This is a genomic window from Nonomuraea sp. NPDC049684, assembly GCF_044465345.1.
GTDB lineage: Bacteria > Actinomycetota > Actinomycetes > Streptosporangiales > Streptosporangiaceae > Nonomuraea.
Map to the genome: position 1 here is coordinate 32,818 of NZ_JBITLO010000017.1, position 20,397 is coordinate 53,214.

The following is a 20,397-nucleotide window of genomic DNA, read 5'->3' on the forward strand; positions in this document are numbered from 1 at the left end:
CTGTACCAAAGCCTGCCGGCCCGCCCGGCGCAAGAATCCCAGGTCAGTGGACGCGGCTCCGGATCAGCCGGTCGAGCAGGGCGTGCACCTGGGCGGGCGACAGGGCGGCGCCCTCGCGCAGGCACTCGGCCAGCTCGGCGGCGGGCAGCGCGTGCCGGATCAGCCGCTCCCGCTCGGCGCCGTCGGCCGGGTCCAGCTCCGGCGGCGAGAAGCCGACCCGGGCCCCGACCGCCTCGACCGCGCCGAGCAGGCGGGCGCCGTCCCGCGGCAGCCCGCCCGCGGTGAGCACCCCGGCCAGCGTGTGCGCCATGACCAGCCAGGACGTGACGTCCTTGTCCTCGTCGAGCATGCGCAGGATCGGCAGCCCGGACGCCAGCGGCCGGTCGGTACGGCCGCCCAGCAGGTCGATCTTCATCAGCAGCCAGGTCGAGGAGGCGGTGACGAAGCGGTGTCCGGTCCTGGTGGCCACCTCGATCGACCGGGTCAGCCAGCCGGCCGCCTCGCCCGTCTCCCGGGCGAAGACCAGCAGCATGCCGAGCACCATCAGCGCCTCGGCGTGCAGCCACGCCATGCCGGCCACCTCGGCCAGGTCGAGCGCGGCGCGGGCGTCGGCCAGGGCGTTCGGCGCCCCGCACAGGCCGCCGAACAGCGCGCGGTAGGTCAGGGCGCGCCCCTCGGCGACCAGGTCGTCGGCCAGCCGGGCCATCTCGGCGGCCTCCCTGGCCCGCCGGCTCGCGGCGACGAAGTCGCCGGCCAGGTAGTGCAGGCCGGCCATGCCGATCAGCGCCTGGGAGCGCACGCCGGGCTCGGCGTCGGGGTAGAGCTCCATGGCCGCCGACAGGCTGGCCAGCCCCTCGGCGACGTGGCCCCTGCGGTACCAGAACCACGACAGCAGGCCGGTGAGCCGCAGCGCGTACCCGCCGTCGCCGGCCAGCATCGCCGAGGTGAACGCGGCCCGGTGCTCGGCCTGGTCGGCGAGGAGCACCTCCATCGCGGCGGCGGCCCCCTCGCCGCGGATCCTGGCGTCGGCGGCCTCGGCGCGGGCCAGCACCCAGGCGCGGTGCGCGGCCTGGGCCTCGGCCAGCTCGGCCGGGTCCTGCCGGGCGCGGGCGAACTCCTTGATCGTCTCCAGCAGCCGGTAGCGGCGAGGGGAGGTGCCGGGTTCGACGGCGACCAGCGACTTGCGCACCAGCGCGCCCAGGCCGCCCAGGACCGGCCGCCCGCACACCGCGGCCGCGGCGTCCAGGTCGAAGCCGGAGGCGAACGCGCCGAGCCGGTGGAACAGCTCGCGCTCGGCGGGTTCCAGCAGGTCGTAGCTCCACTCCACGGTACGGGCGAGCGTGCGGTGCCGCCGGGGGCCGGCGCCGTCGGTGAGCACGCTGAACCGGTCGTCCATCGAGGTGAGGATCTGCTCGACCGACAACATGCGGCACTGCCCGGCGGCCAGCTCGACCGCCAGGGGCAGCCCGTCGAGCCCCAGGCAGAGGCGTTCGGCGTTGGCCAGTTCGGCGGGCGTCGGCTCCCAGCCGGGGGCGGCGGCCCTGGCCCGGCTCAGGAACAGGTCGCGGGCGTCCGCCGTGGACAGCGGCGGCACGTCGTACAGGGCCTCGCCCGGCACGCCGAGCGTCTCCCGGCTGGTGGCCAGCACGCGTACGCCGCCCGCCCCGGCCAGCAGCTCCGACACCGTGTCGCGGACGGCCGCCACGAGGTGCTCGCAGTTGTCGATCACCAGCAGCGGGCTCCGGCCGCGCAGCGCGTACGCCAGGCGTTGCCCGGTGACCGGCCCGGTGAGCCCGAGCACCTGGGCGATGGCCCCGGCCACCAGCGAAGGGTCGGCCAGCCCGGCCAGCTCGACCAGCCACGGCCCGTCGGCGTCGTCCCTGGCCCGCGCGGTCTCCAGCGCCAGCCGGGTCTTGCCGATGCCGCCCGGCCCGCTGAGGGTGACCAGCCGGTGCTCGGCGAGCAGCGCGGCCACCTGCTCGACCTCGGCCGCCCGGCCGACCAGCGCGGTCACGGGGAAGGGCAGGTTGCCGCCGCGTTCGGGCAGCGGCGCGGCGACGCCGGGACGCAGCGCGTCGTCCTGGGCCAGCACCGCCGCCTCCAGCTCGCGCAGCCCCGGCCCCGGATCGATGCCCAGCTCCTCGGCCAGCACGCGGCGGGCTGAGCGCAGCGCGGCCAGCGCGTCGCCCTGGCGGCCCGACCGGTACAGGGCCAGCACCAGCAGCTCCCAGCCGCGCTCGCTCATGGGCTGCTCGGCGGTGAGCTTCTCCAGCTCCGGCACCACGGCCGCGTGCCGGCCGAGCGCGAGCTGCGCGGCGTACAGGCTCTCCCGCGCCGACAGGAACAACCCTTGGAGCCGCGCGATCTCCGGCACGGCGAAGGCGGCGCCCGCGAACTCCCCGTACGGCTGCCCGCCCCACAGCTCCACGGCTTCGCTCAGCACGGCCAGCGCCGAGCCGTGGTCGCCCGACTCCAGCAGGAGCTGCCCTTCGGCGACCTTGCGGGCGAACCGCTCGGCGTCCACGGCGTCGGGCTTGACGCGCAGCGTGTAGCCGTTGCCGACGCGGGCCAGCACGCTCCCCGGCGACCGGCTGGTCCGGCCGGGTTCGAGGGCCTTGCGCAGCCTGGTGATGTAGGAGTGCAGGGTCGGCATCGAGGCGGGCTCGCCCTCGTCCCAGGCGGCGTCGAGCACGCGTTCGGCAGAGACCACCTGCCCGCGCGCCGCGACCAGCACGGCCAGCACTGCGCGCTGTCTCGGGCCGCCGAGCGCGACCTCCACCCCGTCGATCTCGGCCACGATGGGCCCCAGCACCTTGACGCGCAGCGCCACTTTCCACCTCGGTTCCGCGGCCCGGGCCGCCCCGGGTCAAGGAAGCTTAAATGAGGTTCAGCACTGATCGCTGCTTTGTTACGACTTGACTTATTCGTCATCTTCCCAGTTCGGAGCCAGGTTCCGGGCGATCCGGATGTCGTCGTTGCTCGTGCCGGCGGGCACCATGGGCCACACCATCGCGTCCCGGTGCACGACGAAGTCCACCACCACCGGCCGGTCGTCGATCGCCATGGCCTTCTCGACGACCGCGTCCACCTCCTCGGGGCGTTCGCAGCGCAGGCCGTGGCAGCCGTACGCCTCGGCCAGCGCGACGAAGTCGGGGATGCGGCGGGCGGCGCGCAGGTCGGTGTTGGAGTGGCGGCCGTCGTACATGAGGGTCTGCCACTGGCGGACCATGCCGAGGCTGCCGTTGTTGATCACGGCCACCTTGATCGGCACGCCCTCCAGCGCGCACACGGCCAGCTCCTGGTTGGTCATCTGGAAGCAGCCGTCGCCGTCGATCGCCCACACCGTGCGCCCGGGGCAGCCGATCTTGGCCCCCATCGCGGCGGGGATCGCGAAGCCCATCGTGCCCGCGCCGCCGGAGTTGATGAACGAGCCCGGCCGCTCGTGGGCGATGAATTGGGCGGCCCACATCTGGTGCTGGCCCACGCCGGAGGTGTAGACGGCCTCCGGCCCGGCCAGGGCGCTCAGCCGCTGCATGACGTACTGCGGGGCGAGTGTGCCCTCGACCGTCTCGTAGCCCAGCGGGTACGTGCGCCGGTAGCCCTCCAGCGTGCCCGTGCGGGACGTCCGGGGGGCGTGGCGCGGCCACCAGCGCCGGGGTGTCGTCCATCGGCGCGAGCGAGCCGGCCTGGCGCAGGATGTCCGACTCCAGCGACCGCCGCTCGACCGCGACCAGGCGCAGCTCGCGCAGGCGGCTCACCTCGATGATCGCCCACGGCTCGTCCCGGAACTCCTCGTACGGCGAGCCGCGCCACAGCCCGAGCGCCTCCTCCAGGCAGGCCAGCGCCTCCTCGGCCGACCGGAACTCGGCCCGGTTCACCAGCTCGGCGAACCGGAGCGCGTCCACGTCGGCGGCGGCCAGCAGGTAGCCGGGCGGGCGGGCGATCAGCGTCCTGGGGCGGGCGCGCGGCCCGCGGTCCGGCTCGATCGCGCGGCGCAGGTTGGAGACGTAGGAGTGCAGGGTGGGCAGGGCGCTGGGCGGGGCGGCGTCGCCGTACAGGTCGTCGATCAGCGTCTCGGCGGGGACCACGGCTCCCTGCGCGACCAGCAGCCGGGCCAGCACGGCCCGCGGACGGGGGCCGCCGAGACCGACCGCGTTGCCGTCGGCGTCGCGGACCTCCAGCGGCCCCAGAACTCGGAATTCCACGTTGTCCCACTCATCGGCTTCGTCCAGATCGATCACAGTATGGTCGGGCCGACTTGCAGGAGACTGGAACCCCTTACGTGCCCGCCCTGATCGGCACGACGTTGCCCGGCCCGCCGCGGCGTGGCAGCGCGAACCAGGTGGCCTTGCCGACCAGGTCGGGGTGGGTCAGGTAACGCTGGGGATGGCAGCCGTAGAAGCCGTCGGAGAGCCGGGCGACGATGCGCAGCCCCCGTCCGTGCTCGGCGGACGGGTCGGGGACCGAAGGGGCGGGCAGGGGCGGGCCGGCGTCCACGACGACGCACATGACCTCCTTGGCGTCCACGTGGAGGAGCAGCTCGTAGGGGCCCTCGCCGTACATGAACGCGTTGGTGACCAGCTCGCTCACCATGAGGACGGCGTCGTCCACGACGTCGTCGTGGAGGTCGAGCCCGGACAGCTCCTCGCGGATGATCGACCGGGCGTGGCCGACGGTCCGGGCGTCCGGGCGCAACGGCCATACGTACTGCATCCGGCTCCGCCGGGCCGACCGCAGCCTGGACATGGCCTCTCCATCCTGGGAAGGGCGGCGACGAATGCTCGTTTCAGTCAACACGAGACCTGCCTCCGAATTTGTCGGACATGCGGCTGTCCAAACCTGTACGCACGGAAGGGCCGTCCGGGTCGAACGTTTTCCGAGAAATCCTGACTTTCTTCGCAGCCCGACATGTCTTCCCAGGTCAGCGGGTACGGACAGGGCCATGAGCAGTCCTGACGAGAACACCCCCGCGACCGGCGCCGAACCGCTCCCCGACGCGGCCGGGCGTCCGGCGGAACCACCGGGTGAGCGGCCGGGCGCGGCGCGGAAGATGCCGGCGGGACACAAGCCCGCCGGGCAGGCGGCGCTGGAGCAGGCCCTGTCGCAGTCGGGCAAGCACCTGGAGGACCTGACCGGCGAGCCGCCCGACCGGCCGCGCGGCTAGCACGGGACGAACCCGCGGCCCCGCAACCGGCCGGGCCCGCGGCTACGGCCGGCCGATGCCGGCGCCCACCTCCTCGATGAGGTCGTCGACCCGCCTGGCCAGCTCCACGTCGAGGGCCGTCACCGCGCCCACGGAGGCCGTCCTGACCACGATGGCCAGGCCGTCGGCGGTGTCCTGGAGCTGGGGCTGCCGGCCGAAGGTGGCCTTGAGCCGGTCGAGCGCGCGGCGGACGGCACGCAGGTTCTCCCGCGGCAGGGAGATCTCCCGGCGCAGCGACGAGCGGTCGCCGGTCCACAGCGGCAGGGCGGCCAGGGCCGCGGCGATCTCGTCGGCGGTGAGCGGGGCGGTGTGCCCCTTGGGGCCGGTGATGCCGCCGCCGCTGTCCGGCGGGTCGAACAGGGGGCGTACCTGCTCGGGGATGTGCAGCCGGGCGATCAGCTCGGGATCCTGCTCGGCGACGGCGGCCAGCACGGCCTGGGCCCTGATCCTGGCCTGCTCGGGCGGACGGCGGCCGAGCAGCGCCGCCTGCCGGACGAAACCCTCCTCGGTGCCGTCGTTGCGCGGATGGTCCATGGGGAAGTCGTCGGTCAGCTCGGGCGGCAGGGCGTCGATGAGCTCGCGCCGGTCGTCGTCGTCGAGCGTGCGGGCGAGCGTGGTCAGCGTGGCCTCCGCCGCCGCTCTGGCCGGGCCGGCGCCCAGGCCCGTCATGCGGCCGATGGACGCCAAGAGTGCACGATATTCCATGATTCGTCCCCCGATCCGAACCTTCAGGCTCCTCGTGCCCAGGTCAGGGCCGCCGACACCTCCACACGACCTGGGGGGTGAGGGGCACGTCGGTGACGCGTCCGGCCAGCTCGGGCATGGCGGCGGCGACCGCGTTGCCGATGGCGGCGGGCGGGCCGATCGTGCCCGCCTCGCCCGCCCCCTTCATGCCGCCCGGGGTGAGCGGTGAGGGGGTCTCCAGCAGCACGACCTCGATGTCGGGCACCTCGCGGGTGGTCGGCAGCAGGTACTCGGCCAGCGGCTGCCCCTCCTCGGTGTGGACGATCTCCTCGGTCAGCGCCATGCCGATGCTCTGCGCGACCCCGCCGCGGATCTGGCCCTCGACCACGGACGGGTTGACCAGCGTCCCGGCGTCGTTGACCACCCAGTAGCGCTCCACCTCGACCGCGCCGGTCTCGGGGTCCACCGCGACGGCGGCGGCGTGCGCGCCGTAGGCGAAGGTGTAGGCGGCCGGGTCGTAGCTGACCCGCTCCTCCAGACCCGGCGTGACGCCTTCCGGCAGGTCCCAGGCCCGCCATGCGGACGTGGCCAGCTCCCGCAGCGGCACCGACGCCCGCGGGTCGCCCTTGACGCGCACGCACTCCTCGGCGATCTCCAGGTCGCCGGGCGCCGCCTCCAGCCGGTGGGCGGCGATGGCCAGCAGCTTGTCCCGCAGCCGGGCGGCGGCCTGGACGAGCGCCCCGCCGCCGACCGCGAGCGACCGGCTGGCGATCGACCCGATCGACGAGTACGGCGTCGCCGCCGTGTCCCCCAGCACCACCCGCACCCGCTCGATCGGCACCCCCATCCGGTCGGCCGCGACCTGGGCCAGCGCCGTCTCGATGCCCTGCCCGATCGAGACCACCCCGGACGACACCACCACCGACGCGTCCGGCTCCATCCGCAGCACCGCCGTCTCGTAGCCGCCCGCCTGGATGCCCGACGCCTTCATCTCCATCGACGGGCCCAGGCCGGTGGTCTCGACGTGGCAGGAGTAGCCGATGCCGCGCCGTCGGCCGTCGTCCACGCCGGTGACCGGGGTGACCAGGTCGCGCAGGGTGCGCAGGGCCCGGGGGTAGTCGCCGGAGTCGTACTGCTGGTAAACCCGGCTCGTGCACGGCAGCTCGTCCGGCGTCAGCATGTTGCGCAGCCGCAGCTCGACCGGGTCGAGGCCGAGCCGCCGGGCCGCCTCGTCGATCAGGCGCTCCCTGGTCCAGGTGCACTCGGGCTGCCCGAAGCCGCGGTAGGAGCCGGTCGGGGTGGTGTTGGTGACCACCCCGCGCACCCGTACGCCGACCCGCTCGAACCGGTACGGCCCCGGCAGCAGGGTGGCCGAGACCGCGAAGGGCGAGATGCCCACGTTCGAGGGATGGGCGCCGAGGTCGCCGAGGATGTCGGCGTGCAGGGCGACGAACCGGCCCTGGCCGTCGAGCGCCAGCCTGGCCCGGTGGACGGCGGCCCGCGCGGGCAGGGTCGCCGTCAGCCGGTCGCCGGGCGACTCGGTCCAGCTCACCGGGCGGCCCGTCCGCATCGCGGCCAGGCAGACGAGCGCCTCGTCGGGGTAGACGTGCTCCTTGCCGCCGAACCCGCCGCCGACGTCCCGGCTGATCACGCGTACCCGGTCGTGGGCGAGCCCGAACGCGTCGGCCAGGTGCTCGCGGACGTGGTGCGGGGCCTGGGACGAGAGGTGCACGGTCAGCTCGTCGTCGGCGTAGGAGGCCACGACGCCGCGCGGCTCGACGGGATGCGGCGAGATCCGGCCCATCCTGAACGTCATCTCGACGACGTGCTCGGCGGACTCGGCGAACTCCGCGCAGTCGGCGTCGCCGAGCAGGAAGTCGGTGACCAGGTTCGTGCCCCACTCGGGGTAGAGCAGCGGCGCGTCCTCGTCGAGTGCGCGTTCCGCGCCGACGGCCGCGGGCGACTGGTCGAGCTCCAGGTCCAGCAGGTCCGCGGCGTCGCGGGCGGCGGCGGGGGTGCCTGCCACGACGACGGCGAGCGGCTGGCCGGCGTACCTGATCGTGTCGTCGAGCACCCGGTAGGAGGTGAGCCGCTGGCCGGGGGCCAGGGTGACGCAGGGCAGCAGCAGCCCCGCGGCGTCGGCGGGGGTGATGACGTCGAGCACGCCCTCGACCGTCCAGGCCGCCTTGGCGTCGCAGCCGAGGAGCCGTCCGTGCGCGACGGGGCTGCGCACCACCACCGCGTACGCCATGCCAGGCAGGCGTACGTTGCCGACGTATCTCCCCTTTCCGGTCAGCAGTCTGGCGTCTTCCCTGCGAGGCGTCCGCGCGCCGACATAGCCCATGGGCCGATTGTGCGCGCCGCGAGGCGTGCGGTCCATATACGATCTCGCCGGGCGGCAGGCGAGAAAGACCAGGTCAGCGGGGGTATCGATGCAGACATTTCTTCCGTATCCGGATTTCGCGGCCAGTGCCGGGGTCCTGGATGCGCTGCGGCTGGGCAAGCAGCGCGTGGAGGCCCTGCAGGTGCTGCGCGCCCTGATCGTCCCCGGCTACGGCTGGCGCCACCACCCCGCCGTCAAGATGTGGGCCGGCTACGAGGAGGCCCTGGTCCGCTACGGGCTCGACGTCTGCGACCGCTGGTGCTCGACCGGCCGGGCCGACACCTGCGCGGCCACGATGTCCGTCGAGCTGGGCCGCGCCTGCGGCACCCCCGTCATCCGCACCCAGCACGAGCTGGCGGCGGCCGGCGAGCTGCCGCCCTGGCTCGGCGACGACGCCTTCCACCTCAGCCACCGCTCCGCCCTCCTGCGCAAGAACCCCGACCACTACCGCCCCCTCTTCGGCGACGAGCCCGACGACCTCGCATACGTCTGGCCCACCTCGGGCCGCCCGCCCACCTGCCTACCGGCCTGACCTCCCACCGGCGCCCACGCCTGCCTACCCGCCTGAACCCCCTTCGGCGCCCACGCCTGCCCCGGTGAGGACGCCCTCCACGTGCCGCGTCGCCGTGGCGGCGCCGAAGGCGACGAGCCGCACCAGATCCTCGTCCGTCGTCGCGGCGCCGCGCCAGGCGGTGACGTCCGCGTCGGTGACCCGGTAGGGCGCGAGGGCGGCGAGCAGCGCGAGCCTGGCTGCCGGCCGTTCTTCGCCGGGCACGCCCGTCAGCGGGCCCGACAGCCGGTCGCCCATCGGCGGGTGCTCGCCGTCCCAGGCCGCGACCGCCTCGGTGACGGCCGTCCGCGCCGCCTCGCCGAGCAGCTCACCACCCGCCCCCGCGACGGCCATGAGGGTGGCGTACGCCGTGCCGACCGGCGTCCCGGCCGCCCAGGCGGGCTCGGGGGACGTGGGCAGGCCGGCCAGCACGTCCAGGCCCGCGCCGGGCGGCAGCTCCCTGCGTACCGTCCGGGACATGGCCCGGCCGCCCACGCTGCGCACCAGGCGCGACTTCTGCAGGTTGCCCGGCAGCAGGTTCTCCGTGAGCAGGGACGAGGCGATCCGGTTGACGAAGTGGAAGGTCAGCGCGGTGCCGACGTACGCGGGCGCCTCGTCCGCGGGGAAGGGCGCGGGCACGCGCCGGTCCTTGGCCCACCGCAGCAGCGCGGCGTGCCCGGGATCCGCCGGCACGCCCCCGGCCGCGACGGTCTCGGCCAGCCTGTGGTCGCCGGTGGCGTGCAGCAGCGTGGTGTGCGCGGCCACGCAGAACGGGCACCGGTTGGCCAGCGACACTCCCAGCGCCACCACCTCCCTGCCGGTCCTGGAGCCCGGCCCGGCCAGCAGCGACTCCCGCAGCAGCGCCCACGTCCCGGCCAGTACGGCGGGAGCGGGCGACAAGGTCAGGAAGACCGCCATGCGGGCCATGCCGAAGTCGTCGGCGAGGCGCGCGTAGACCTGGGCCACCCGGCCGGTGGCGTCCTGCGGCCGGACGGGCGTGACGTAGCGGAACTGGCCCGCGGGCGTCGGCGTCGTGTTCATGGCCGCCATGGTGGGGCCCGGGACGGGCCGGAGTCGTCCTGCCCGGGATGACTTCCGCGGCTACGGCGCGGGGCGCAGAGGCGGGCGGCGTACGACGGCGGGAGTAGTGTCCCATTCCGCCCAGGTGAGGACGATTATCGACACATCAGGCTCTACTGTGCTTGGCATGAGCTTGCGATGGCACCCCGCCGTCATGGACGCGGCGCTCGCGGCGGTGGTGGCCGCGCTGCTGACGGCGACCGTGGTGGCCACGCCGGAGGCGGGGCCCGCGGACTACGCCGCCGTGCTGGCCGGGTCGCTCGCGCTCGTCGCCTGGCGGCGGGCGCCGGTCCCGGCGCTGCTGGTCACCACGCTGTGCATGCTGGTCTACTCCGCGCACGCGCAGCCCGGCCCGCCGGCCGCCTTCCCCGTGATGGTGACCGTGTTCGCCACGGTCAGGGCGGGCCACCGGGCGCTCGCGGCGGCGGCCGGCGCGGTGTTCCTGGGCGGGACCCTGGCGGTCAATCTGGCCGCCCCCGGCGGGCAGACCGCGCAGGAGATCGTGCAGAAGACGACGCTGCTGCTCGGCTGGTTCCTGGCGGCCGGGGTGACCGCGACCGTGACCCGGCACCGGCAGGCCTACCTCGCGCAGGTCGAACAGCGGGCCGCCGAGGCCGAGCGGACCCGCGAGGAGGCGGCGCTGCGCCGGGCGGGCGAGGAGCGGCTGCGCATCGCCAGGGAGCTGCACGACTCGCTCACCCACACCATCTCGGTCATCAAGGTGCAGGCGGGCGTGGCCGTGCACCTCGCGCGCAAGCGCGGCGAGGAGGTGCCGGCGGCGCTGCTGGCCATCCAGGAGGCCAGCGGCGAGGCCATGCGCGAGCTGCGCGCCACGCTGGAGGTGCTGCGCGAGGACGACGACGCCCCTGCGGCCAGCGGCCTCGACCGGCTCACCCACCTGGTCGAACGGGCCCGCTCGACCGGCGTCCCGGCCACGGTGACGGTCACCGGCGACCGCCGCGACCTGCCGGCCGAGGTCGACCGGGCGGCCTACCGGATCGTCCAGGAGGCGCTGACCAACGTCTCCAAGCACGCCGGGCCCGCCACCGCCTCGGTACGCGTCGACTACGGCAAGGAGGAGCTGATCGTGCAGGTGGACGACGACGGCCGCGCGAACGGCGGCCCCTGCGACCCCGGCGTGGGCCTGCTGGGCATGCGCGAGCGCGTCACGGCGCTCGGCGGGCGGCTGGCGACCGGGCCGCGTCCCGAGGGCGGGTTCACCGTACGCGCCGAGCTGCCGCTGCAGGAGGCCCGGTGATCCGCGTGCTCCTGGTGGACGACCAGGCCCTCATCCGCGGCGGCTTCCGCGCCCTGCTGGAGGCCGAGGACGACATCGAGGTCGTCGCCGAGGCCGCCAACGGGGAGCAGGCGGTCGCCCTCGCCCTGGAACACCGCCCCGACGTGGCGCTCGTGGACGTGCAGATGCCCGTCATGGACGGCATCGAGGCCACCAGGCGGATCGCCGCCGACGACCGCCTGACCGGGGTCCACGTGGTGATCCTGACCAACTACGGCCTGGACGAGTACGTCTTCCAGGCCCTGCGCGCCGGCGCGAGCGGCTTCCTGGTCAAGGACACCGAGCCCGCGGACCTGCTCCAGGGCGTCAGGGTGGCCGCCCGCGGCGACGCCCTGCTCTCCCCCGCCATCACCCGCCGCCTGATCGGCGAGTACGTCGCCCGCCGCCCCGAACCCGAGCCCCAGGGCCTGGACGTGCTCACCAACCGCGAACGCGAGGTGACCGCCCTGGTCGCCCGCGGCATGTCCAACGACGAGATCGCCGCCCAGATGGTGATCAGCCCGACCACCGCCAAGACGCACGTCAGCCGGGCGATGACCAAGCTGCACGCCCGCGACCGCGCCCAGCTCGTGGTCTTCGCCTACGAGTCCGGCCTGGTGACCCCGCGCGAGCGTTGAGGCTTGACGGTCAAGGATCGCGGTCGCTCCGCACACCCGTCCCCGCCCGGAGTACACTCGGGCACGTTCAACGGCCGAGACTTGTACGGCGAGGCTCTTGGCCCGGGGCGGTGGCCCCTCGGCCCCCGTCCCTCTGGAGTCACGTGAGCAGCGGGCTTGTCGATGCTCCGCCCTCCAGCGACCCCGGCGCCCCCAAGAGGCGCCGCCGGCGCTGGCTACGCTGGGTGATCGCGATCGCGGTCGCCGTCGTCCTCCTGGTCGCCGGCGTGGCCGTCGGCGTCACCGCCAAGCTCAGCGGCAACATCAAGCGCTCGGCGGTCACCAAGGAGGACCTCGGCGAGACGCGGCCCCCCAAGGTCGCCACCTCGGCGATGAACGTGCTGATCGTGGGCTCCGACCAGCGCGACGGCAAGAACGCCAGGTACGGCCGCCGCATCGCGGGCGAGCGCACCGACACGATCATGCTGGCGCACGTGTCGTCCAAGCGGGACAACGCCATGGTGATCAGCTTCCCGCGCGACTCGCTGGTCCAGCTCCCCGCCTGCCGGGCCACGGGCGGCCTGCCCGGCCAGCAGCCGCACCTCGGCATGATCAACGAGTCGTTCAACTCCGGGGGCATCGCCTGCACCTGGAAGACGATCGAGTCGCTCACCCGCATCCACATCGACCACTTCGTGAAGGTCGACTTCACCGGCTTCAAGAGCATGGTCAACGCCGTGGGCGGCGTCGAGGTCTGCCTGCCCTCGCCGGTGAACGACAAGAAGGCCCTGCTCCACCTGCCCGCCGGGCGGCAGACGCTCAACGGCGAGCAGGCGCTCGGCTACGTCCGCGCCCGCTACAGCCTCGGCGACGGCTCCGACATCGGGCGCATCCAGCGGCAGCAGATGTTCATCGCCTCGATGCTCAAGAAGGTGATGAGCGGCGACACGCTCACCGACCCGTCCAAGCTGTTCGGCTTCCTCAACGCCGGCACCCGGTCGGTGACCGTCGACGACGACCTGTCGCTGGGCGTCATGCGGGACCTGGCCACCAGCCTCCAGGGCCTCAACGCCGGGCAGATCCGGTTCATCACCACCCCCTGGCACTACTCGCTGACCCAGCCGGGCCGGGTCGAGTGGGTGCAGCCGCAGGCCGGCCGGCTGTTCCAGATCGTCGCCAGGGACCAGAGCGTCCAGGGCGTCAAGGGCGGCCAGGCCAAGGTGGGGCGGTCGAAGATCCAGATCGAGCTGCGCAACGGCACCTACCGCGGCGGCCTCGGCACGCAGGTGGCCGCCTTCCTGGAACAGCGCGGCTACCACATCAGCAAGATCGGCGACACGGCCAGGAAGCCCCAGGCGAAGACCACGCTGCTCTACGGCCCCAACGCCGAGACCCGGGTGCCCACGCTCACCAACGACCTGCTCGCCGCCACGCCCAAGCTGGTCGCCGGCGCCCGCACGAACCACCTGGTGCTGGTGATCGGCGACGACTGGAAGGGGCTCAAGCCGCTACGCGCCGACGACACCGAGGCGATCAAGGGCTTCGACGCCACCCACGACACCTGCGCGGCCTGACCCGGCGCGGCTCGGCCCGGCGCGGCTCGGCCCGGCGCGGCTCGGCCCGGCGCGGCCCGGCGCGGCTCGGCTCGGCCCGGCGCGCGGCTCGGTCCGGCTCACAGGGCGTCGGCCAGGCCGCCCCCGTCGATGGCGGTGAACCCGGCGTCCTCGATGAGCGGCACCACGGCCTTCTTGGCGGCCTCGTCGTCGCCCCAGTAGGGCATGTCGGCCCGCGGGCCGCCCCGCTGCCCGGCCGTGCCCAGGTCCAGCAGCTCGTTGGGGTACTTGGTGTTGAACGTGCGCACCAGCCGCACCTCGCGGCCGAGCACGTGCTGCTGGTACTGCGGGCTGGTGAGCCCGTCCGGCACGGCCACCACCGCCTCGGCGCCGTCGCGCCGGGTGATCGGGTTGCTGGGGTCGATGACGATCTTGCCGCCCAGCGCCGCGCCCAGCTCCTCGACCACGGTCGGGAACGCCTCCCACCACACCGCCATGACGACGACCTCGCCGAAGTGCGCCGCCTCGATCGGCGAGCCGACGCCCGACTGCCCCTCGGCGGCGGCCGCGGCCTCCTCGGCGAGGGCCGGCCGGGCGTCGCTGAAGAGCACGTCGTGACCGGCCGCCGCGAACAGCCGGCCGAGCGGCGCGCCGAGCCGGCCCGAACCCACGATTCCTACGCGCATGTCTGGATCTCCTTGTCGGCCGATCGGCACCTGCCCATCGGCCTTCCCCGCATGCCCGGCTTTGCGCCTGCGCCGCGAGATCTTTGCCCGCCGGTGATCCCTACACTCGTCGTCCATGAACGATCCCGACGTCCACGAGCTGCGCAGGGGCAGCGCCGAGCGGGCCCACCTGCGTGCGCGGGGGCCCGAGCTGCCGCAGGTGAGCGATCTGACCGGGCCGCGCGGGCTGCCGCTGCGGCACTACCGGCCCGCGCTGGAGCGACGGCCTCTGGTGGTGTACGTGCACGGCGGCGCGTGGGTGTTCGGCGACCTGGACACCCACGACCGGATCTGCCGCCTGCTGGCCCGCGAGTGCGAGGTGGAGGTGCTGGCCGTGGACTATCGGCCGGCCCCCGAGCACCCGTACCCGGCGGCCGTGGAGGACGTCGTGGACGTGCTGCGCGAGGCCCGTCCGGTCGCGGTGGCCGGGGACAGCGCGGGCGGTTACCTGGCCACGATGGCCTGCCTGGAGCTGCGGGACGCGGGCGGCCCCTTGCCCGCCGCCCAGATCCTGGTCTGCCCCAACACCGACCTCACGCTCTCCTGCCCCAGCGTGCGGGAGAAGGGCACCGGTCACGGCCTCGACGAGAGCTTCCTCGCCTGGGCCGTGCGGCAGTGGGCGCCCGACGCGGCGCGGCGCGCCGACCCGAGGCTGAGCCCGCTGCTGGTGCCCGACCTGAGCGGGATGCCCGCCACGCTGGTGGTCACCGCCGAGCACGACGCCCTCAGGGACGAGGGCGAGGCGTACGCCCGCCGGCTGGCCGAGGCCGGCGTGCCGGTCACGTGCCGCAGGGAGCCCGGCCTCACGCACGGATTCCAGCAGAACACCGACCCGGTGTCGCAGGCCGCCACCGGCCGCCTGCTCGCCGACGCGCGCCGCCTGATCGAAGCGGCGACGAGCTAGCAGCCGCTCGAAGCGGCGACGGGCTAGCGGCCCGCTCGAAGCGGCGACGGGCCGGCGGCCCGCCGGACCGCCGCGGCCCGGCCCGCGCCCTGCGGCACGCCGCCGGGCGGGCACGGGAACACCGCCTGGAACTCGCGGCGACCGGTCAGGCGCCGGAGGCCAGGCGGCCCGAGAACGTCGCGGACGCCCCCGCGAAGCCGGCGCGCGTCATTGCGCGCGCTCGGACTCCTGCTCGGACGCCGTAGACGTGTACATCTCCTCGCGCGGCGTGTCCGCGCCCAGCTCCTCGCGCAGCCGGTCGTAGTCGATGTTGTGGTTGGCGTACTTCAGCTGGCGAGCGACCTTCGTCTGCTTCGCCTTGGCTCTTCCTCGGCCCATGGCTACTCCCTAGTCCCCGCTGTCATGCTATCCAACAACGTTACGACTTGAAGAATTATGCAACTGCGCTCGATTAGTCTTGCAATATGCACGTGGAGGTCCACCAGGCCAAGGCCGACTTCTTCAGGACGCTCGGCCACCCCGCTCGCATCAGAGTGTTGGAGCTACTCCAGGAAGGTCCACTGCCCGTCAGGGACCTGCTGGCCCAGATCGACATCGAGGCGTCGAGCCTCTCACAGCAGCTGGCGGTCCTGCGCAGGGCCGGGATCGTGAGCGCAATCCGCGAAGGCAGCACGGTGGTCTACACCCTGGCCACTCCCGAGCTGGCAGACCTGCTCGGGGCCGCCCGCCGCATCCTCACCGACATGCTGGCCGACCAGGGGGAGCTCCTGGCCGAGCTGCGGGCGGAGGTCACTTAGCGGCGGCCTCGGCGCGGCGCCTGACCACCTTCGGGTACCGGGCGGTGAAGACGGCGGGGACGACGAACGAGAGCACCTTGATCGCGATAACGACCGTGGTGGCGTGGGGGGCCGCGGCCAGCACGAACGTCAGCGAGACGGCGGCGAGCGTGAACGCCACCGCCCACACCGTCGTGATCACCACGTTGACGCGGCGGAACGCCGGGGTCTCCCAGATCTCCTTCGGCGCCATCGTGCGCGCGATGCCCAGCGTGAACGGCTTGCCGATGGCCATCGAGCCCCAGGCGGTGCCGGCCAGCCAGACGTTGACCAGCGCGGGCCCGTACGGCGTGAGCGGCGAGTGCGGGGCCGCCAGGGAGAGCACCGTGAGCAGGGCGAAGAAGGCGGCGGCGCTCGTCTCGATCACGATCTCGTCCCAGGCCCGGCCGGACCGGCGGTCGATGACCACGAGGGCGAGGGCGATCACGAGGCCGGTGATGGCGCCCCAGCGCCACTCGTCGCCGGTGGCGATGACCGCGTAGACGACCCAGGGGAGGAAACCGAGCAGACCGCGCATCGCGCAACTCCTTTGACATTCCTAAGTAGACATGTCGAATGTAGAACCTCCTGCCGAGATATGTCAATATAGGAATATGAGCTTGAGACACGCCGTGCTTGGTCTGCTCGCCGAGGGGCCGGCCAGCGGCTACGACCTGCTGAAGACCTTCGACGTCTCATTGTCCAACGTCTGGCCGGCGACGCAGAGCCAGCTCTACTCGGAGCTCGGCAAGCTGGCCGACGCCGGTCTCGTGAGCGTCGCGGCCGAGGGCCCCCGTGGGCGCAAGGAGTACGCGATCACCGAGGAGGGCCGGGCCGAGCTGCGCCGCTGGATCACCGAGGTCGAGCCGGTCCGGGTCGGGCGCAGCGACATGCTGCTGCGGGTGTTCTTCCTCGGCCAGGTCGACCCCGAGCAGGCCCGCGCCTACCTGCGCCGCCAGGCCGAGGTGGTGGGCAAGCACCTGGAGCACATGGAGGCCATCAAGGGGTTCGTCGAGAGCGGCCAGGACAACCTGTCGGTCTACGGCCGGCTCGCCCTGGAGTACGGCCTGCGGCTCGGCGCCGTCCAGAAGGCGTGGGCCGAGTGGGCCGAGGAGCAGATCCGTTAGGCTCGCACCCATGGTCTCCGAGCTGTTCGATCCGAAGATGTGGCAGGCAGTCGAGGGCTTCGACTTCACCGACATCACCTACCACCGGGCCCTCGACCAGGGCACGGTGCGGGTCGCGTTCAACCGGCCCGAGGTGCGCAACGCCTTCAGGCCCCAGACGGTCGACGAGCTCTACCGGGCGCTCGACCACGCCAGGCAGGCCACCGACGTCGGCTGCGTGCTGCTCACGGGCAACGGCCCCTCGCCCAAGGACGGCGGGTGGGCCTTCTGCTCCGGCGGCGACCAGCGCATCAGGGGCAAAGACGGCTACCAGTACGCCGACGGCACCCCCGCCACCGGGCGGCTGCACATCCTGGAGGTGCAGCGCCTGATCCGCTTCATGCCCAAGATCGTGATCTGCGTGGTGCCCGGCTGGGCCGCGGGCGGCGGGCACAGCCTGCACGTCGTGGCCGACCTCACCCTGGCCAGCGCCGAGCACGCCCGCTTCAAGCAGACCGACGCCGACGTGGCCAGCTTCGACGGCGGCTTCGGCTCGGCCTACCTGGCGCGGCAGGTCGGGCAGAAGTTCGCCCGCGAGATCTTCTTCCTGGGCGACACCTACAGCGCGGCCGACGCCCATCGCATGGGCATGGTCAACGCCGTCGTCCCGCACGCGGAGCTGGAGGCCACGGCGCTGGAGTGGGCGCGCAAGGTCAACGGCAAGTCGCCCACCGCCCAGCGCATGCTGAAGTTCGCCTTCAACATGATCGACGACGGGCTCGTCGGGCAGCAGGTGTTCGCGGGCGAGGCGACGCGGCTGGCGTACATGACGGACGAGGCGGCCGAGGGGCGCGACTCCTTCCTGGAGAAGCGGGCGCCCGACTGGTCGCCCTTCCCCTGGCACTTCTAGCCGCGGGCGTCCCGGCCGGAGGCAGACTGGGGCGATGAGAATCATGGTCCCCGGGGCGTTGACCGCGTCACATGTGAAGATCGACGGCGAGCGGGGGCGGGCCTGGTCGGCCGGCCTGCCCGCGCTCGCCGAGCGTTACCTGGAGGAGTGGGAGCTGCGGCTGGACGAGGGCCGCCCCATGCACGGCGTGGTCTCCCTCGTGCTGCCCGTCGTACGGCAGGACGGCTCCAAGGCGGCGCTCAAGCTCCAGCCCGTCACCGACGAGAACGCCACCGAGGCGCCCGGCCTGCGCACGTGGGCCGGGAACGGCTCGGTCCTGCTGCTCGACGACGACCCCGAGACCGGCACCCTGCTGCTGGAACGCCTCGACTCCGGCCGCCCGCTGTCGGCCGTCCCGGACGACACCGAGGCGCTGACGATCCTGACCGGGTTGCTGGGCCGGTTGACCGCCTTCCCCGCCCCGCCGGGGCTGCGCCGGCTGGGCGACATCGCCGCGCAGATGCTGGCCGACGTCGACCGCGCGACGGCCGCGCTGCCTCGCGAGCAGGACAGGTTCTGGCTGCGCCGGTGCGCCGACGCGGTCGCCGAGCTGGTCGCCGAGCCGGGCGACCGGCTGCTGCACTGGGACCTGCACTACGACAACGTGCTGGCCGCCGAGCGGGAGCCGTGGCTCGCCATCGACCCCAAGCCGCTGGCCGGCGACCCCGGCTTCGACCTGTGGCCGGCCCTGGACAACCGCTGGGACGCCGTCGTCGCCACCGGCGACCCGCTCAAGGCCGTGCTGCGGCGCTTCGACCTCATGGTGGACGGGCTGGGCCTCGACCCGGCCAGGGCGGCCGGCTGGACCCTCGGCCGGATCCTGCAGAACGCCCTCTGGGACGTCGAGGACGGCGAGCACGAGATCAACGAGACCGCCCTGGTGATCGCCGAGGCCATGCGCCACCGGCAGTGACGGTCACCGCCAGTAGGCGGGGTATTCGTGGCCCGGCAGCGCCTTTCCGAGCGCCACCCCGGCGGCGATCACCACGACGCCGGCGACCAGGACCGGATTGAGCAGGTACACCGGGTCGGGGGCGGTGAGCCCGATCAGCGCCGCCGTGGCCCCGGCCGGCGGGTGAGGGGCCCGCAGCAGCAGCATGGGGGCCGTGGACAGCGCCGCCGCGGCGACCGCCGTCCACACCGACGGGCCGGTGAGGGCGGTGAGCGCCAGGGCGAGCGCGGCGGCGCTCAGGTGGCCGAGCAGGATGCTGCGCGGCTGGGCGAACGGCGCGGCGGGCGCCAGGGCCACGATCCCGGCGGTCGCGGCGAACGGCAGCGCGAACAGCTCCATGCCGGTGAGGCCGGCCAGCAGGGCCAGTAAGGACAGCCCGGCCAGCGCCGCCGCGGTGGCCAGGGCCACCGCCCTGCCGGACGGGCGGGCGGGCGCCCCCGACGTCCCGGCCCACCCCCGCCTCCGGGAGGGCGGCGGCCCGGCCGCCGGGCCCGCCGCGGGCCCGTGGGGGGCGGGCGCGCGGCGGGGGCTCAGGGATCGGTGGGCGTGGACGGCCGCCGCGGCGGACAGGCCGGTGCGGGCCGTGGCGTTCCCGCGGCGCTGGGGCTGGACCATCGGAAGCTCCCGTCAGTCGGAGAGGCGGCCCCTCGGGGGCCGTAAGGCGGAGAAACTGGGCTCTTGGGTGGCCGTAAGGCGGAGAGCCGAGCTCTTGGGGCCTGTCAGTCGGAGAGGCGGCGGAGGAAGTCGCGGACCAGTGCGGCGATCTGCCGGCCGCGGGTCTCCAGGGCGAAGTGGCCCGCGTCGAGGAGCTGGATCTCGGCGCGCTCGGCGTCCCGGGCGAAGGCGAGCGCGCCGTCGGGGCCGAAGATCTCGTCGTGCCGCCCCCACACGGCCAGCACCGGCGGCTGGTGCGTGCGCAGGTACTCCTGCCACTGCGGGTAGAGGCCCGGGTTGCGGCCGTAGTCCACGAAGAGGGCGAGCTGGACGGCGTGGTTGCCGGGCCGGTCGAGGCGGGCCTGGTCGAGGGCCGCCTTGTCGGGGTTGACCAGGGCGGCGTCGGGGACGCCGTGCGTGTACTGCCAGTGGGTGGCCTCGGGGGTGAGCAGGCCGAGCAGCGCGGAGGTGTTCTCCTCGGAGGGGTCGGCCCACGCCTTGCGCAGCGGCTCCCAGAACGGCGTCAGGCCCTCCTCGTACGCGTTGCCGTTCTGGGAGACGATGCCGGTGATGCGCTCCGGGCGCCGGACGGCGAGGCGGAAGCCGACGGGGGCGCCGTAGTCGTGCACGTAGAGCGCGTACTTGGTGACGCCCAGGGTGTCGAGGAGGCTGTCCACCACGTCGGCCAGGTGGTCGAAGCTGTACTCCCATTCGTCGGCCGCGGGGGCCGAGCTGTGGCCGAAGCCCGGGTAGTCGGGCGCGATCAGGTGGAACTCGTCCGCCAGGTCGGCGATCAGCTCCTGGTAGGCCACCGACGAGGTCGGGAACCCGTGCAGCAGCACCAGCGTGGGCGCCGACGGGTCACCGGCCTCCCGGTAGAACACGTCGAGGCCGTCCACCACAGCGGTGCGGTACCGAACAGTCATGTCATCCTCCGATTAACCGC

General features: G+C 73.8%; 20 protein-coding genes and 2 pseudogenes. 10 read left to right on the top strand and 12 right to left on the bottom strand.

Translation table 11 applies throughout. The features are described from left to right. Nucleotides 1–43: 43 nt before the first annotated feature. The 4 genes and pseudogenes from ACIBST_RS39530 to ACIBST_RS39545 all read right to left on the bottom strand — a co-directional run bounded on the left by ACIBST_RS39530 (nt 44) and on the right by ACIBST_RS39545 (nt 4,746). Complete coding sequence (locus tag ACIBST_RS39530; protein WP_397178676.1) at nt 44–2,830, bottom strand: BTAD domain-containing putative transcriptional regulator; 2,787 nt, start codon at nt 2,828–2,830, stop codon at nt 44–46. Nucleotides 2,831–2,920: 90 nt separating this feature from the next. Continuing rightward, nucleotides 2,921–3,607: pseudogene (locus ACIBST_RS39535) on the bottom strand (thiamine pyrophosphate-dependent enzyme); the annotation flags it as partial. A gap of 166 nt (nt 3,608–3,773) precedes the next feature. Further along, a pseudogene (locus tag ACIBST_RS39540) lies at nt 3,774–4,241 on the bottom strand (winged helix-turn-helix domain-containing protein); the annotation flags it as partial. A gap of 37 nt (nt 4,242–4,278) precedes the next feature. After that, entirely contained in the window at nt 4,279–4,746 is a 468-nt protein-coding gene (locus tag ACIBST_RS39545) for an ATP-binding protein (RefSeq protein WP_352318303.1), read from the bottom strand. Nucleotides 4,747–4,942: 196 nt separating this feature from the next. On the opposite strand from ACIBST_RS39545, the gene ACIBST_RS39550 reads away from it, so the two are divergent. Then, nucleotides 4,943–5,164 (top strand): hypothetical protein, encoded by a 222-nt coding sequence (locus ACIBST_RS39550; protein ID WP_397178677.1) that lies wholly within the window; start codon nt 4,943–4,945, stop codon nt 5,162–5,164. A 42-nt stretch (nt 5,165–5,206) separates the two neighbouring features. Here the strand turns inward: ACIBST_RS39550 and ACIBST_RS39555 are convergent, their stop codons facing one another. Next, a complete protein-coding gene (locus ACIBST_RS39555; RefSeq protein ID WP_397178678.1) occupies nt 5,207–5,890 on the bottom strand; it encodes a DUF2267 domain-containing protein in 684 nt (227 codons plus the stop codon). A 61-nt stretch (nt 5,891–5,951) separates the two neighbouring features. Next, a complete protein-coding gene (locus ACIBST_RS39560; protein WP_397178679.1) occupies nt 5,952–8,231 on the bottom strand; it encodes a xanthine dehydrogenase family protein molybdopterin-binding subunit in 2,280 nt (759 codons plus the stop codon). 88 nt (nt 8,232–8,319) lie between these two features. Between ACIBST_RS39560 and ACIBST_RS39565 the strand changes: the two genes are divergently transcribed. Continuing rightward, entirely contained in the window at nt 8,320–8,802 is a 483-nt protein-coding gene (locus ACIBST_RS39565) for an MSMEG_6728 family protein (RefSeq protein ID WP_397178680.1), read from the top strand. A gap of 24 nt (nt 8,803–8,826) precedes the next feature. Here the strand turns inward: ACIBST_RS39565 and ACIBST_RS39570 are convergent, their stop codons facing one another. Further along, on the bottom strand, nt 8,827–9,861 hold the full coding sequence (locus ACIBST_RS39570) for a carboxymuconolactone decarboxylase family protein (RefSeq protein ID WP_397178681.1): 1,035 nt from the start codon (nt 9,859–9,861) through the stop codon (nt 8,827–8,829). A gap of 166 nt (nt 9,862–10,027) precedes the next feature. Here ACIBST_RS39570 and ACIBST_RS39575 point away from each other — a divergent pair, with 166 nt between their 5' ends. The 3 genes from ACIBST_RS39575 to ACIBST_RS39585 all read left to right on the top strand — a co-directional run bounded on the left by ACIBST_RS39575 (nt 10,028) and on the right by ACIBST_RS39585 (nt 13,367). Then, nucleotides 10,028–11,158: a sensor histidine kinase gene (locus ACIBST_RS39575; RefSeq protein WP_397178682.1), complete on the top strand. Its 1,131-nt coding sequence runs from the start codon at nt 10,028–10,030 to the stop codon at nt 11,156–11,158. Then, entirely contained in the window at nt 11,155–11,814 is a 660-nt protein-coding gene (locus ACIBST_RS39580; RefSeq protein ID WP_397178683.1) for a response regulator, read from the top strand. The genes ACIBST_RS39575 and ACIBST_RS39580 overlap by 4 nt, the downstream gene beginning before the upstream one ends. Before the next feature lie 143 nt (nt 11,815–11,957). Then, nucleotides 11,958–13,367 (top strand): LCP family protein, encoded by a 1,410-nt coding sequence (locus ACIBST_RS39585; protein ID WP_397178684.1) that lies wholly within the window; start codon nt 11,958–11,960, stop codon nt 13,365–13,367. A gap of 98 nt (nt 13,368–13,465) precedes the next feature. Here ACIBST_RS39585 and ACIBST_RS39590 read toward each other — a convergent pair whose 3' ends face one another. Next, nucleotides 13,466–14,032 carry an NADPH-dependent F420 reductase gene (locus tag ACIBST_RS39590; protein WP_397178685.1) on the bottom strand — a complete coding sequence of 189 codons (567 nt, stop codon included), beginning with the start codon at nt 14,030–14,032 and terminating at the stop codon, nt 13,466–13,468. Nucleotides 14,033–14,147: 115 nt separating this feature from the next. Between ACIBST_RS39590 and ACIBST_RS39595 the strand changes: the two genes are divergently transcribed. Further along, a complete protein-coding gene (locus ACIBST_RS39595) occupies nt 14,148–14,975 on the top strand; it encodes an alpha/beta hydrolase (protein WP_397178686.1) in 828 nt (275 codons plus the stop codon). A 207-nt stretch (nt 14,976–15,182) separates the two neighbouring features. Here the strand turns inward: ACIBST_RS39595 and ACIBST_RS39600 are convergent, their stop codons facing one another. Further along, nucleotides 15,183–15,353: a DUF3073 domain-containing protein gene (locus tag ACIBST_RS39600; RefSeq protein ID WP_358291422.1), complete on the bottom strand. Its 171-nt coding sequence runs from the start codon at nt 15,351–15,353 to the stop codon at nt 15,183–15,185. 86 nt (nt 15,354–15,439) lie between these two features. Between ACIBST_RS39600 and ACIBST_RS39605 the strand changes: the two genes are divergently transcribed. Next, nucleotides 15,440–15,772 (top strand): helix-turn-helix transcriptional regulator, encoded by a 333-nt coding sequence (locus tag ACIBST_RS39605; protein WP_090938046.1) that lies wholly within the window; start codon nt 15,440–15,442, stop codon nt 15,770–15,772. Here the strand turns inward: ACIBST_RS39605 and ACIBST_RS39610 are convergent. Further along, nucleotides 15,765–16,328 carry a hypothetical protein gene (locus ACIBST_RS39610; protein WP_397178687.1) on the bottom strand — a complete coding sequence of 188 codons (564 nt, stop codon included), beginning with the start codon at nt 16,326–16,328 and terminating at the stop codon, nt 15,765–15,767. The two genes, ACIBST_RS39605 and ACIBST_RS39610, sit on opposite strands and share 8 nt — an antisense overlap. Before the next feature lie 76 nt (nt 16,329–16,404). On the opposite strand from ACIBST_RS39610, the gene ACIBST_RS39615 reads away from it, so the two are divergent. From ACIBST_RS39615 to ACIBST_RS39625, 3 genes are read left to right on the top strand one after another with little or no spacing between them, the layout of a single operon-like run. Further along, nucleotides 16,405–16,917 (top strand): PadR family transcriptional regulator, encoded by a 513-nt coding sequence (locus tag ACIBST_RS39615; RefSeq protein ID WP_397178688.1) that lies wholly within the window; start codon nt 16,405–16,407, stop codon nt 16,915–16,917. A 10-nt stretch (nt 16,918–16,927) separates the two neighbouring features. Then, nucleotides 16,928–17,806: a 1,4-dihydroxy-2-naphthoyl-CoA synthase gene (locus ACIBST_RS39620; RefSeq protein ID WP_352318330.1), complete on the top strand. Its 879-nt coding sequence runs from the start codon at nt 16,928–16,930 to the stop codon at nt 17,804–17,806. 34 nt (nt 17,807–17,840) lie between these two features. Then, the gene (locus ACIBST_RS39625; protein ID WP_397178689.1) at nt 17,841–18,758 is read left to right on the top strand and encodes an aminoglycoside phosphotransferase family protein; all 918 of its coding nucleotides are present in this window, start codon (nt 17,841–17,843) and stop codon (nt 18,756–18,758) included. Nucleotides 18,759–18,761: 3 nt separating this feature from the next. Here ACIBST_RS39625 and ACIBST_RS39630 read toward each other — a convergent pair whose 3' ends face one another. Both ACIBST_RS39630 and ACIBST_RS39635 read right to left on the bottom strand, forming a co-directional pair. Continuing rightward, nucleotides 18,762–19,412, bottom strand: coding sequence for an HPP family protein (locus tag ACIBST_RS39630; protein WP_397178690.1), 651 nt, complete (start codon nt 19,410–19,412; stop codon nt 18,762–18,764). 104 nt (nt 19,413–19,516) lie between these two features. After that, nucleotides 19,517–20,377: an alpha/beta fold hydrolase gene (locus ACIBST_RS39635; protein WP_397178691.1), complete on the bottom strand. Its 861-nt coding sequence runs from the start codon at nt 20,375–20,377 to the stop codon at nt 19,517–19,519. Between the last annotated feature and the right edge of the window lie 20 nt (nt 20,378–20,397).